Origin of the sequence: Bacillus cereus (assembly GCF_007678085.1) — a bacterium.
Lineage (GTDB): Bacteria > Bacillota > Bacilli > Bacillales > Bacillaceae_G > Bacillus_A > Bacillus_A cereus_BE.
This window is the reverse complement of the sequence record NZ_VEDW01000001.1, coordinates 492,834-506,713: the sequence shown is the minus strand read 5'-3', so window position 1 is coordinate 506,713 and position 13,880 is coordinate 492,834. Positions and strand designations below refer to the sequence as shown.

The following is a 13,880-nucleotide window of genomic DNA, read 5'->3' as shown; positions in this document are numbered from 1 at the left end:
TGTTAAACTTTAAATCTTTCAATTAACCCTTGTAACTCTTCAGCCATTTGAGATAATGTACCAGCCGCAGAACTAATCTCCTCAATGGAAGCTAGTTGTTCTTCTGCTGATGCTGCAACGTTTTGAGTACTCGTCGCATTATTCTGTGCTGTCATTGCAATTTGACCTACTGAAATAGATACTTCATTTGCACCTTTTGACATTCCATTAGCCGTTTCAACCATCGTTTTAATTTGATCTACAATTTCATTTGTAGATTGTAAAATCTCAGTAAAGTTTTGCTTCGTTTCATTCGCAATAACTAGTCCAGATTGAACTTCTTCATTTACATGACTCATAGATTTTACCGTCTTACTCATGTCATCTTGTATTTCACATATTAATTTACTAATTTCACTAGAAGATACGCTAGACTTCTCCGCCAATTTACGTACTTCATCTGCAACGATTGCAAATCCTCTTCCATGCTCTCCTGCTCTTGCAGCTTCAATTGCCGCATTTAAAGCTAGAAGATTTGTTTGATCTGCAATATTTTGAATTACTTCTAGTATGTCACCAATTTGTTTTGATTTATTATTTAATAACTGTATAACTTCATCTGATTGCGAAACAGATTCTGCAATAGACTGCATTTGATTTACTGTTTTTCCTACCAGTTTCTCGCCATCTTCTGCTTTTTCACGAGTATGAGCAGAAGCCATATTAATTGATGATGAACTATTTGCAACATGCTGAATTCCTTCTGTTACATCAAATAGTAACATTGCACCATTTTCTACACTTGTCGTTTGCGTTGTTGCCCCGCTCGATATTTCATCCATTGCCATTGTAATTTGCTCAGTCGCTTCACCTGCTTGTCTTACACTTGCCGTTAGCTCTTCTGATGCTGCTGCAACATGTCCAGCCGAAGTATTAATTCTTCCGATTAACGTTCGCAATGCATCTGTCATCTCATTAAATCCTTTTGCAAGTTGGCCAATTTCATCATTAGAATGGATATCGATTGTTTGCGTTAAATCTCCCTCACTTATTTCTTTAGAAGTAGCAACTAATCTTTTTAATGGCTTCGTTATAGAAAGTGTTACAAAATAAATAAGTGCCCCGCCTATAACTAATGAAATGAACATAACAATTAACATATTATAAAATACAGGCTGCGCAGCTTCAATTACTTCATTTGAGTACATCGTCCCACCGATTTTCCAACCTGTTTTTACATTTGTAGCAAATACCATTTTCTTTTCGCTACCGTCATACGTATAGGAAAAAGAGCCATGATTATCTTCATAAATTTTCTTCGCCCAAGAATCGGCTGCTTTTTCTCCTGATTTTTCTTGAGGATGTGCAATTATTTTTTGTTTCCCATCTAAAATGAAAGCATATCCTTTTTTACCAATATTAATTAACTTTGTTGTTTTTAATAAATTATCTAAACTTAAATCTACCGCTACAACACCGTTTTTATCTTCTGCTTGTTTTGCAATCGTTACGACAATATGTCCATTTCCTTGTGCCTTATACGGCTCAGTAATTACAATACCACCTTGTTTTGCCACTGCATCTTTATACCAAGAACGTTCTGTTGGATCATAGTTTGCTGCCATTTGTATATTTGGTTCTTGCACAAATTTCTTATCATTCCCAGCAACGTATACTTGTTCAACATCTTTATTCAAATTGATATATTGAGATAACATTCTTCTTAATTCATCTTGATTATCCCCTTGATACATATTACCTTGAATCACCCGTGCGAAATTATTCACATCATTAAATTTTGCATCAATCATTTGATTGATTAAATTATCTAATATTTTTATATTGTCGTGAGCACTGCTCGTAATTTGTGATTCAAAATTCTTTTTAGCCGTTTGATAAGACATGCCTCCGATAATAGATACAGCCGCAATTAAAATGACAAAAAATGAAATTAGTAGTTTTTTTGCTACTTTCATATCACGAAACCAATTTAATAGTCTACCCATTACAAACCTCCTGCTTTTCAATTTCAAAAGTTAAATCTAGTGAATTACAAATATTTCCCATTCCCGAATTATTATTTTCATAACCTATTATGATGAATACTTTGTAAAGTTTAAACAATTAATTTCTCTTTGTCCATATATACGAATAATATTATTATAAAATTTACAAATGCAAAAAAAAGCCAAAGGGAACCACCCTTTGGCTTTTTACATTTTTTTATGCTGCTTAGAAATCTTTTTCCACTTATCACGCTCTGCTCTTGCAAGAACAGCATCTTGTTTTCTCATAAAATACGCCAGTTCTTTTTGTAATTTTTTATAACTTTGCAAACGATTTATCGTAATAATTCCGTTATCAATTGCATGATGCACTGCACATCCTGGCTCATTTTCATGCTTACAGTCCCTAAAACGGCACGTTTTTGCTAATTCTTCAATATCAGAAAATGTTGTTTGAATTGCATCGCTTCCTTCCCATAGCTGCAGTTCCCTCATACCCGGAGTATCAATAACTAAACTACCACTCGGTAATCGGAACAATTCACGATGAGTTGTCGTATGCCTTCCTTTACTATCTTCCTCACGAATATCTCCCGTTTTTGCTACTTCAAGTCCTATAAGTGCATTTAACAAAGTGGATTTTCCAACCCCCGATGATCCGACTAAAGCAATTGTTTTTCCTGAAGAAACAAATTGCTGCAACGATTCAATACCAGTATGTTCTAAACTATCAACGATGAAGATCGGAACACCAATTGCCACAGCTTCCGTTTCTACAATTTTCTGTTCCACATCTTCACATAAGCTACTTTTTGTTAAAACAATAACAGGCATTGCACCACTTTCATACGCTAATAGTAAATAACGTTCCATTCTTCTTACGTTAAAATCATGATTAAGTGCATTCACTAAAAATAGATAATCTACATTTGCTGCTATTACTTGTTCTTCCGTTCGAGTACCAGCCTCTTGTCTAGAAAAAGAGCTTCTTCTCGGAAAAATACGATGAATAATTGCTTTCTTTTCATTCTCTATTTTCTTTATAAATACCCAATCACCAACCGCTGGATAATCTCCCTTCGTTACTGCTTCATGTCGAAACTTTCCAGAAAGCTCTGCCATATATTCACCATCATTACAAATAATTCGATATATATGCTTATGCTCAAGTAAAATACGTCCTACTTCAAAGTTCTCTACAGCTTGTTCCTCAAAAAAAGAATCCCAGCCGAATGATTCTAAAATATTTTGATTCAAATTGATATCCTCCCTAGTTTAAGCTAAGCGGAAGGATCGTGCGCTAACTTATACAGTCTCGCCCTTTCCATCCACCTTTGTATTTGGTTTATTATTCATATAAGTTATTTTCGCCATAATACATCACCCCGTTCTCATTTTAATTACTCTCATTATATGGAATATTTATTTAAAAATCTACTTTATTTAACGTAATTTTCAAATAATTTATGTTTCATCATTCTAATTTGCCCACGGTGATTAATCTCATCTTCTAGCACATGAAACCACAGATAGTGCTGGTTATACGCTACATCGTTAGGCCACTTTCTTTCTGACATGAGCCATTCATCATCTTGTTCACTCAAATACTTCAGAGATTCTTCTCGAACACATTGTAAAAGTTGTACATAATACTGTATGTCATGACCACGAATTGTTTTCCCTGCTTCCCCTAAATACAGTGCGTCCTCCCATATTTCTAATTCTTCTTTTGTAAAGTCGCGCTCTTGAAATGAAATAAGTTGATGAGCTTTTTCTATAGCTGCTATATGTTTTAATAACGCTCCAATAGAATTTCCTCCACTCGGCATAATTAAATCTAATTGCTCAACTGATAGATCTTTTATTTCCTGTAATGTTACAGCCTTCGTATGCTCCAGCATGCTTACTAATTCCCCTATATTTTTTGTATAACCATCCACACTTCTTATTCGATGATCTATATTCATATCACGCACCCCTTTATACATTCATATTAAGGAATAACCGCTTCATATAATAGACTAAAAGATACCAGATTTTTCTGTTATAATTATATTGAATACGTAATAACCCCAAACAAACTTTCTCAATATGCTTCTATGAAATATTAAAAGGAATCAATATAAAATAATCGAATCTTATTCACTAAAAGGAGTGGATTCGATGGAAATGTATCAATGGCTAACTGCTGTTCTCGTTGGTGGCATTACTGGTTTCGTTTCCCATCTAATCAATAACCAAGGCAAGTTATTGCTTCCACGCCGTTTGAAAACTTTTTTTCACTTTGGGTTTTTAACTGATATTTTCACTGGTAGTCTAGCTGCACTTCTTGGACTCGTTTTATTCGATGTCACCTTAATAAAAGAAATTATAAAAGTATCCATTGTGACTGCTATTTCCGGTCAGACTTTCTTACTGCACCAAGCGCTTGGTGGTGAGCAGGCTAAAAATACACAAATTGGGAAAGCTGATGAGAAGATTCAAGAAATTGACAAATTATTACGACGTTAGTGTATACTTTCTTTAAAAATTATTGCTATAATAAACAATAAATATTTTCTATTGCGTCGTTTGTCAGAAGAAAGGGTGTTTCGTATGACAAAAAAGAAAATAGAAGATTTCTTAACAAACACTGAAAAAGAGGAACTGCTAGAAAACTATAAATGTTTACGAGAAGCCCGCACAAAAAGCGAAGCTAACTATTTTGGTGAAGCAGTAAATCATCTATTAAATAAAGCAAAACAACGAATTATTAGAGATGCAGGCATACACGATGAAAATGCAGCAACTGTTCAATCAAAGAAAAAAGCACTGTTTTAGTTCATTAGCTAAAACAGTGCTTTTTATTACGGTATTTTTTCACATCTATTTCACATCTATTTCACAAATATAAGTAGTCCGATATGCTAAACTAAGTATATCCTTTTCCAAGGAACTATATGCCGATATATAAATCCCTATCTTTATAGGGATTTTTTATTTTTGGATTCCTTATAACTTTGTTACAATACATTTCTACTACTATTTCTATACTTTTAGTAACCACTGTAATTAAAAGCACATTCATATATTCACACTCTTATTAATTCTGGTTTGCGAAATATTTACATAGGCTTTATGATGCAATTCCTGTTTCACTATTTTCAGTAAGTTTTTCACTTTTTCTAAACAGAAATAAAGCTACTACATATAATAACGCAGTAAAACTACCTATAAGTATAAAATTGTGAGATGCTGCAAATAACATTCCTGCTATTGCCGATCCAATCATTTGACCAATATACATAGAAGCATTTGCAAACGCTGCTCCTGTTCCTCTTGCTGCACTAGACAGGTTTTGTAAGTGCCTCATCATTAATACAAATAAAATCCCTGTCACAAAAAATAAAACAAAGAATAATAGCTCCACAAATATAATGTTCTTTACATAAGGTAGTAATACATATAGCACTGCTGTAAATATAATTCCACCATAAAAAGAAAGGTTATAACCAATTTTATTTACGATTCTTGGGCCCAAAATATTCCCTGTTAAATTTCCTAACCCTAATACAAGCATAGCTGTTCCTATTTCATGAACTTGTAAACCAAATTGAATGGAAAGCCATACACCGAAAAATGAAAATGCAGCAAAATTACCAGTTTGAAAAACAAAATATGCAAAATAAGAAAGTGAAACCTTTGAATCTGTAAGTAATTGTTTATAGCACTTTAAGATGTTTGTTTTACTTCCACCTATATAAACCGGTTGTATTTCTGGTAATACTACATAGATAAGAATCACAAGTAGTGCTGATAATATACCAATGACGAAGAATGGTGTTGTATAGTGTACCATTGCCAAATACGATCCAACTGGCAACCCTAAAATTTGAGAAATTGCTAATCCTGCTGTTGCAATTCCAATTGCCTTTACAATTTGCTCCTTCTCTATAAGGAGCGGAATAGATGCCCACACTTGTGGAGATACAAAGGCTGCACTTACACCTGCTAAAAATCTAAATGCTAGCATCCATAGAAAACTCGGTGCCATTCCACATAAAAACGTACTTAACGCAAAAAAACTCATTCCTATTACCATCACTTTTTTTCTGTTTAAGCCATCTGATATAGGACCAGCAATAAGCGCAAATCCAGCGTATCCTAAAGCATATGAACTCACCATCCATCCTGATAGCTCAGTTGAAACATGATACACCTGTTGTAATGTCGGTAAAAGTGGTGAAATTAAGAAAGTATCTGTACCTATCATAAACATTATCATAAAGAATACAGCTAGTACTCTTTTCATTTAAACCTTCTCCTTTTATATAAAAAGAGGGAAGTACCCCTCTTCTCAACTAATCTTCTAAAATAGATGCAATCTCTTTCATAACCTTCTCATTCAATGAAACTTCCACCGCTCTTACACTTTCTCTTATTTGCTCCGCTCGTTTCCCACCAGGAATAACAGTATCAATTCCTTTTTTGTTTAATAGCCACGCTAAAGCTAAATGCGATACTTCGATATTCTCTTCTTTAGCTAAGCCTTTTAACTTCTCAACTTTTTTAAAGTTACTCTTATATGTATTTTCTTCAAATAGATTTACACTTTGACGCCAATCCACTTCGCTCAATTTGAAATCTTCTGTATATTTTCCACCTAATATCCCAAAAGCAAGAGGCCCGTATGGAATAAATGAAATACCTGATTCTATACAATACGGCAAAAGTTCTTCCCCAGCAGCACGATCCAACATATTATACGGTAATTGTACAACATCTATCTGTCCGTTCTGATTCGCTTCTTTTAATTGCTCTACGTTTACGTTTGCTATTCCAATTGAACGAATTTTTCCTTCTTCTTTTAGACGAGCAAGCTCTCCAATTGAATCTATGTAACTTGTTTCTGGATTGGTAAAATGTAAATAATATAAATCAATATAATCAGTTTGTAATCTTCTTAAGCTATTTTCCACAGCATTTCTTAAAAAGCTTCGTTCATTATTAATATAAACCTCCCCATTTAATAACGGCTGTAATCCACCTTTTGTAGCAAGTACAAATTCTTGGCGTCTTCCTTTCAATACTTCTCCTACCAATTCCTCTGATCTACCGAAACCGTATGAATCTGCTGTATCAAAAAATGTAATCCCTTGCTGGATAGCTTCTTCTATTAATCGTTTTCCTTCTTCCTCATTCACATCAGCATATAAATTATGTCCCCCTACAGCGTTTGTTCCTAACCCCAACTTTGAAATATGTAGTCCTGCCTTTTGCATTTTAGTATACTTCATTGTTTCTCCCCCTATATTTCTATTGTTCGAATATATTCGAACAATAGAAATATACCACTTTATATGTTATAGTGCAAACTATATGAACTTATACAAGCAGGTGAAAAAATGCGTACTCTCTATCATCCAAATCGAGAAGAAATTCAATTCTCTTCTGTCTTATACGCACTTAGCGATCAAATTCGTTTACAAATTGTAACGATGCTACTAGAGAAACATGAACAATCTTGTGGTGCGTTAAACATTCCCATTGCGAAATCAACTTTATCTCACCATTTCAAGGTTTTACGTGAATCCGGTGTTATGTATACACGCCTTGAAGGAACACAGCGCTTCATTTCAATTCGTGAAGATGACTTACATGCTAGATTTCCCGGTTTATTAGACGTCGTATTACATGCGACAGAACCATACTAAAAAACATCTCATATGAATATGGGATGTTTTTTTATTTTTTCTATTCTTTTTATAAAGTGAAACTTTACTCAGTTTGGATTTTGTTCTTCACCCACTAGAAATATATACGCTTCATTCTTTTTTACTTTATTTTTGTACTGGATCCTTTGGACACTTTAATTATTTGATTACATTTCATACACATCATTAATATAGGGCCACCTATCTGTTTCAATTCCTGTAGTTGCTTATGCTCACACTTCCCCATATTATTACCTCCTTTATCATATAATTAGGTCATTTTGTAATCGTTATAACTACTAAGTCCATTCCTAATTTAAGGTCTGAATAAAACGTTTAAACGCCGATATCCCTTCGTCATCTCGTTTAAAAACACCAGCATCTTCAAGCGCCTGTATAAATTTCCTTCCCACTTCTTCTCTTATAATCTTCTGTACATTTTGTTCATGTATCCGATTGTCATATTTGATTTTTAATTGTTCTGCCCATCGTATATGAGGCGTTGGAATATCATTTGGAATGTTAAGTAAGAATTTTTCCACTTCCTGAAGTTCTGTTTTTAAACGTGCCGGAAGTACAGCTAACCCCATTACTTCAATCAGCCCGATATTTTCCTTTTTAATATGCTGTATTTCCGCATGTGGGTGAAAAATTCCTAGTGGATGTTCTTCACTTGTACGATTGTTTCGCAAAACAAGATCCAATTCGTACATATTATTCCGGTAGCGAGCAATCGGCGTAATCGTATGATGTGGAACATCATTCGTAAATGCAAATATATTTACAGAAGGATCACTATATCCCTTCCACCTCTCTAATATGTACTCCCCTGCATTTACTATTTGTTCTATGTCGTTACTTCTTAAGCGAATAACTGACATTGGCCATTTAATAATAGAACATTGCATTTCTGGAAAGTTAGTGAGTTCAAAAATGAAGTCGTTTGATGAATTTGCCATAGCAAATTCATAATTTCCACCTTGATAATGGTCATGTGTTAGAATAGATCCTCCTACAATAGGCAAATCTGCATTAGAACCAAGGAAATAATGCGGGAATTTTTCTACAAATTTTAACAAACGTAAAAATGTTTGACGGTCAATTTTCATATCTCGATGTTCTGAGGACAATACAATACAGTGTTCTTTGAAGTATATATACGGAGAATACTGTAGAAACCAGCTTTCATCTGTAAGATTCATTCGGATCATACGATGATTCGAGCGTGCTGGATGTCCAGTTCTGCCTCTATATCCTTCATTCTCAATACAAAGTAAACATTTTGGATAATTTGTACTTTCCGATACTCTCTCTCTAGCAATTTGTTTCGGGTCTTTTTCCGGTTTTGATAAATTAATTGTTATATCAATGGCACCATATTCCGTATTTACTTTATAATTAATATTTTTGGCAATTTGCTTCATTTGTATATAGTTGCTGTTTTTACTTAATTCATAGAAGTAATTTGTCGCAGCCTTCGGATTTTGTTCGTATTTTTCATAAAATAGAGAATTGATAACGGACGGTTTGGACATAAAAATATCCATAATTGCACTTGCTAAAATCTCCTTCTCGTCCAGTACTTCCTCGATGACTTTATGCATACAAGCATATTCAATTAACTCTTCCAATAACTCCGAAATTGCCTTCTTTGTAGATGCGGGCGCTGATGCTTCCTCTACAAAGTCATCTAAACGAAGTAAGGAAAGGATTTTATTCCTTGTATATATTGCATCTTCTTTTTCAATTAATTGAACTTCAATAGCCCAATCAATTAACTGCTGAATAGCTTGATATATCATCAGTATATACCTCCTCTAACCTTATAGCGGTTTATGTTGTTACGATGCCAGTTTTATGTCCCTTTATAATTTTATGAACAGACGTATGGGATAACCACCATTCTAATATACGTGTTGCTTTCTCCGAAGGAGCTATTAGCATACTTGAATCGACCGTCTAGTAGGCTATTTTGTTACATTATACGTACGTAAAAACACTTCTACAATCAACATCTTGTCGTATTTTTTAGACATCTTGCTTTTCACTTTTAACATCTCACTAAAAACATAAAAAGGAACATTTTTTGAAGAACGATTTCCGACGATTCAATGAACACAATGAGGCCTACCTCCACCGAGATAGACCTTTAATAATAAACGCATCTGCTCCGGTATCGTCGCCGTTTAATTTTTAATGAGATTCTCAAATAAAATAACCCTAGCTTTATAAACCAGGATTATTTTTTATTTATCTTATTTTCAACATTACAAAAAACAATATTTCTAAAAAACAGAGCAATATCTCTCTTGTGTAAGCGTTTCACAAAAAGTAATCTATGGGTACAGATAGATACTGGAAACTACTTCTGGTTTTAATAGATTCTCAACTACTATACAAGCTTTACATTCTATCAAAATATTAAATTTATAAGGTCATAAAGTGATCTATACCTGTGAAGAACCATCAATATCAAAAGTACCAAAATGAAACCGAGGGGGTACACATGAAAAAATCAAAAAAGAAATTCAGGAGGACGATCGTAACACTTGTATCGGGTTGTGTCGTAGGTTCTACTTGTTTTACAAACGCTTCCCTAATCCAAGCTGAGGGAACCACGGATACTATACAAGCTAAAAATCAAATTATTTCTCAAAGTCCTAATGCGGTTATTTCATCTAATCAAATGAACGTTCTTGTTGATGTGAATTTTCCAAGAGTCATTCAATACGATTTAAAATCTGGAAATGAAGCAGGAAAGACTTTTTACGGACAGACTGAGGCATTAGATACAATCCTTATTAATGACGTAGCAGTAAAACCAAAAGTAAAAACAAAAGTTTTATCAGATAAAGTTGTATATGAAATGACTGTAATAGACACTAATAACAATATTTCTGCGGTTATTACTGCTGAGTTCGTTGTTAAAGAGAATATATTAGAATTCAATCTTACAAAGATCGTCGACAACAAAATCGTAAAAACTATTGAAATTCCAAATCATAATTTAATTTCCGTAAATAACAGTCAAAAAGATGCAGTGCTAGACGGCGTACAGATGTCAACAAATACACGTATTAATGGTGACAGACAGGTAAAGGTTGATGAGAATTTAATTACGAAAGATGAAGAGCAAAAAGGATATATGTATGCTTTTCTTTCTACTGATGAATTAAGTGCAAGTATATGGTCTAATACGGAGAATAGTTTAGTAAAAAAATTAGCTCCAGATTCCTATGCTGCAAAGACTGATGCACAAAGAATTACGGCTAGTGCTACGACTAATAGTGCAGGAAAAAAAACAATTGGTCTAAGTAGTACCTTCTGGACGTATCAAAAGTCAGAAGAACATCGTAAAGAAGATGGCACTCTAGAGCTAAAGGATGGGACAGTTAATAAGGTAGATGAAATGCCGTCTGTGAAGGTGATCATTACCGCTGACGCTAATGATGATAAAAAGATAAATTGGCAAGACGGAGCAATTGCTTATAGGAAAATTATGAACGAACCTCTAGGGGCAGAAAAAGTTCCAGACTTAGTTGGTTACCGTGTTAACATGAACTTTGGCAGTCAAGCCCAAAATCCTTTCTTAATGGCTTTAGACGGAGTGAAAAAGTTTCATTTAAATACTGATGGACTAGGACAATCTATTCTACTGAAAGGTTATGGTAGTGAAGGGCATGATTCTGGTCATTTAAATTATGCTGATATCGGAACCCGAATTGGTGGTGCAAAAGACATGAAAACATTGCTAACAAAAGGTAAAGAATATGGGGCAACTTTTGGTGTTCATGTGAATGCAAGTGAAACATATCCAGAGTCAAAATATTTCCAAGAAGATCGTTTATTAAAAAATCCAGATGGAACTTATAAGTATGGTTGAAACTGGATTGATCAAGGAATAAACATTAATGCTGATTATGATTTAAGAAATGGCAGAGCACAACGATTCAAAGATTTATATGATGCTCTTGGTGGCAAGAAAAATGATTTAGATTTTATTTATGTAGACGTTTGGGGTAATGGACAGTCAGGTGATAATAGTACATGGCCGAGCCGTCAATTAAGTAAAGAAATAAACAGTTTAGGTTGGCGCTTAGGCAGTGAGTGGGGATATGCGAACGAGTATGATTCCACATTCCAACACTGGGCAGCCGATTTAACTTACGGTGGGTATACCTTAAAAGGTATTAATAGTACCATCACTCGTTTCATTAAAAACCATCAAAAAGATGCATGGATTGGTAACTATCCTAAGTATGGCGGCGACGCAGATGCTCCATTGTTAGGTGGCTACAGTATGAAAGACTTTGAAGGATGGCAAGGTAGAAGTGACTACAAAGCGTATATTGATAACTTATTTGCGGTGAATGTTCCAACCAAATTCATTCAACATTATAAAGTAACACAGTGGGAGAATGGCAAAGCAGTTGAAATGAAAGATGATAAACAACAAACTTATAACTGGATACCAGGTATGAAGACAGTATTAAAGGACGAATCTAGTGAAAATACACTTACAATTGAAAGAAAATCAAATGATTTTGCATATGATAAAGATGGCTATCGAACAAGAACTATGACATTAAATGGTAAGCAAATATTTGAAGGTAAACCTGGTGACGAAAAGTATTTATTCCCATGGTCTTGGGATCAAAATGGCAAAAAATTATCAGCAGAGAATGAAAAATTATATCACTGGAACACAAACGGTGGAAAAACAACGTGGACTGTCCCTACTGGTTGGCAAGGTACCGTTAAAGTGTATGAGTTAACAGAATTAGGTAAAGAGAAAATGAAAAATGTTAAAATTGAAAATGGAAAAATCACATTAGATGCAAAAAAATCTACTGCATATGTAATTTATAAAGGGCCAAAATCCAATAAAGATGTTAAATGGAGTGAAGGAATGCATCTTATAGATACTGGATTTAACAGCAATTCCCTAAAAGATTGGAAAATCAAAGGAGACTCAAAAGCAGTTAAGATTACGAAGAGTGAAGGTAATAATAATATGCTAACAATCTCCAATAATAAAAAGAAAGTAAATGTTACCCAAAAATTAACAGACCTAAAACCTAATACAAAGTATGCTGCATATGTTGGTATAGACAACCGAAGTGAAGCACAAGCAAGCATAACAATTACTTCTAACGATAAACAGTATACGAATAGTACTGGTAAATCTATCGCTAAAAACTATGTAAGAGCATACGCACATAATACACTAGGCTCTGAGCAAGCAAAAGCTGATGGTCAAATGACTTCAACTGTAGATGGAACAAGTTACTTCCAAAACATGTATGTGTTTTTTGAAACTGGTAAAAAAACATCCGATGTAACCATTCATTTATCTAGAGATGTTGGAAATGGTGCAAGTTACTTTGATGATATTCGCATCGTGGAAAGTAATGCTGAAAACCAAGTAAGCAATAATAAATTCGTACAAGACTTTGAAAATGTTGTACAAGGCATCTATCCGTTTGTAATTGGTAATATTGAAGGCGTAGAAGATAATAGAACCCACCTGTCTGAATTACATGCACCATACACGCAAAGAGGTTGGAATCAAAAAATAGTAAATGATGTTATCGCAGGTAAATGGTCACTTAAAACGAATGGGTTAACGGAAGGTAATGCTCTTGTGTACCAAACTATCCCTCAGAACTTCACATTTAAACCAGGAGTAACGTATAAAATTACTTTTGATTATGAAGTAGGTAGTGATGGAACGTATGCAGTAGTGACAGGTAATGCTCCATTTGAAGAAAAAGGAGTATTAACTAAGGAAGAATTAAAATCAACCGCAAGTAGTGATAAGAATGCAAAAGCTGGCACATATTCCTTTACTTTAACAGGAGATGGATCGGGGCAAAGCTGGTTTGGGATTTATTCGACTAATAAAGCAGCTAATACTAACGGTGTGAATGGCTCACAAGCTAACTTTAACGGTTATAAAGATATTATGCTTGATAATCTAGTTATTGAAGTAGTGTCAAATAAATAGAATCAGTTGTTATTATTTCAAAAAGGTTGTCTCAAAAGGTCATTGCAAATGATCTTTTGGAGACACCTTATTTTTTTATAATCTATAAACATAAGAGTAACGTTCTTTTCTTTCCATAATTTAGTTGTGATGACATACTTATATCAAAAAGAGGTTAACCCATATAGCTACTCAGCTACTTTTGGGTCAACCTCT

Annotated in this window: 9 protein-coding genes and 2 pseudogenes; 4 read left to right on the top strand and 7 right to left on the bottom strand. The window is 34.1% G+C overall.

Translation table 11 applies throughout. The annotated features are described in order from the left end of the window. Positions 1–2: 2 nt before the first annotated feature. From FS742_RS02515 to FS742_RS02505, 3 genes are all read right to left on the bottom strand, one after another. On the bottom strand, positions 3–1,985 hold the full coding sequence (locus FS742_RS02515) for a HAMP domain-containing methyl-accepting chemotaxis protein (protein WP_144611069.1): 1,983 nt from the start codon (positions 1,983–1,985) through the stop codon (positions 3–5). 207 nt (positions 1,986–2,192) lie between these two features. Then, positions 2,193–3,242 carry a ribosome small subunit-dependent GTPase A gene (rsgA, locus tag FS742_RS02510; RefSeq protein WP_144611068.1) on the bottom strand — a complete coding sequence of 350 codons (1,050 nt, stop codon included), beginning with the start codon at positions 3,240–3,242 and terminating at the stop codon, positions 2,193–2,195. A gap of 182 nt (positions 3,243–3,424) precedes the next feature. Next, entirely contained in the window at positions 3,425–3,952 is a 528-nt protein-coding gene (locus tag FS742_RS02505; RefSeq protein WP_144611067.1) for a DinB family protein, read from the bottom strand. A 196-nt stretch (positions 3,953–4,148) separates the two neighbouring features. On the opposite strand from FS742_RS02505, the gene FS742_RS02500 reads away from it, so the two are divergent. Together FS742_RS02500 and FS742_RS02495 are read left to right on the top strand one after the other, a co-directional pair. Beyond that, the gene (locus FS742_RS02500) at positions 4,149–4,496 is read left to right on the top strand and encodes a DUF4257 domain-containing protein (protein ID WP_000426320.1); all 348 of its coding nucleotides are present in this window, start codon (positions 4,149–4,151) and stop codon (positions 4,494–4,496) included. A gap of 84 nt (positions 4,497–4,580) precedes the next feature. After that, positions 4,581–4,805, top strand: a complete 225-nt coding sequence (locus tag FS742_RS02495; protein ID WP_000162607.1) for a hypothetical protein — start codon at positions 4,581–4,583, stop codon at positions 4,803–4,805. Between the two features lie 45 nt (positions 4,806–4,850). On the opposite strand, the pseudogene FS742_RS28170 reads toward FS742_RS02495, so the two are convergent. The 3 genes and pseudogenes from FS742_RS28170 to FS742_RS02480 all read right to left on the bottom strand — a co-directional run bounded on the left by FS742_RS28170 (position 4,851) and on the right by FS742_RS02480 (position 7,261). Further along, positions 4,851–5,052, bottom strand: a pseudogene (locus FS742_RS28170) (hypothetical protein). A gap of 48 nt (positions 5,053–5,100) precedes the next feature. Next, positions 5,101–6,276 carry an MFS transporter gene (locus FS742_RS02485; RefSeq protein WP_144611066.1) on the bottom strand — a complete coding sequence of 392 codons (1,176 nt, stop codon included), beginning with the start codon at positions 6,274–6,276 and terminating at the stop codon, positions 5,101–5,103. A 49-nt stretch (positions 6,277–6,325) separates the two neighbouring features. Continuing rightward, on the bottom strand, positions 6,326–7,261 hold the full coding sequence (locus FS742_RS02480) for an aldo/keto reductase (RefSeq protein ID WP_144611065.1): 936 nt from the start codon (positions 7,259–7,261) through the stop codon (positions 6,326–6,328). A gap of 108 nt (positions 7,262–7,369) precedes the next feature. On the opposite strand from FS742_RS02480, the gene FS742_RS02475 reads away from it, so the two are divergent. Next, positions 7,370–7,678 carry an ArsR/SmtB family transcription factor gene (locus FS742_RS02475; RefSeq protein ID WP_001259913.1) on the top strand — a complete coding sequence of 103 codons (309 nt, stop codon included), beginning with the start codon at positions 7,370–7,372 and terminating at the stop codon, positions 7,676–7,678. Positions 7,679–7,989: 311 nt separating this feature from the next. On the opposite strand, the gene galT is transcribed toward FS742_RS02475, so the two are convergent. Further along, on the bottom strand, positions 7,990–9,480 hold the full coding sequence (gene galT, locus FS742_RS02470) for a UDP-glucose--hexose-1-phosphate uridylyltransferase (protein WP_144611064.1): 1,491 nt from the start codon (positions 9,478–9,480) through the stop codon (positions 7,990–7,992). 704 nt (positions 9,481–10,184) lie between these two features. Between galT and FS742_RS28335 the strand changes: the two are divergent. Next, a pseudogene (locus FS742_RS28335) lies at positions 10,185–13,685 on the top strand (endo-alpha-N-acetylgalactosaminidase family protein). Positions 13,686–13,880: the final 195 nt, after the last annotated feature.

Excerpts from the sequence above, each read along its gene's own strand:
- FS742_RS02515 (WP_144611069.1), bottom strand. The coding sequence starts at position 1,985 with ATGGGTAGACTATTAAATTGGTTTCGTGATATGAAAGTAGCAAAAAAA.
- FS742_RS02475 (WP_001259913.1), top strand. The coding sequence starts at position 7,370 with ATGCGTACTCTCTATCATCCAAATCGAGAAGAAATTCAATTCTCTTCT.
- galT (WP_144611064.1), bottom strand. The coding sequence starts at position 9,480 with ATGATATATCAAGCTATTCAGCAGTTAATTGATTGGGCTATTGAAGTT.
- FS742_RS02495 (WP_000162607.1), top strand. The coding sequence starts at position 4,581 with ATGACAAAAAAGAAAATAGAAGATTTCTTAACAAACACTGAAAAAGAG.
- FS742_RS02480 (WP_144611065.1), bottom strand. The coding sequence starts at position 7,261 with ATGAAGTATACTAAAATGCAAAAGGCAGGACTACATATTTCAAAGTTG.
- FS742_RS02485 (WP_144611066.1), bottom strand. The coding sequence starts at position 6,276 with ATGAAAAGAGTACTAGCTGTATTCTTTATGATAATGTTTATGATAGGT.
- FS742_RS02500 (WP_000426320.1), top strand. The coding sequence starts at position 4,149 with ATGGAAATGTATCAATGGCTAACTGCTGTTCTCGTTGGTGGCATTACT.
- FS742_RS02505 (WP_144611067.1), bottom strand. The coding sequence starts at position 3,952 with ATGAATATAGATCATCGAATAAGAAGTGTGGATGGTTATACAAAAAAT.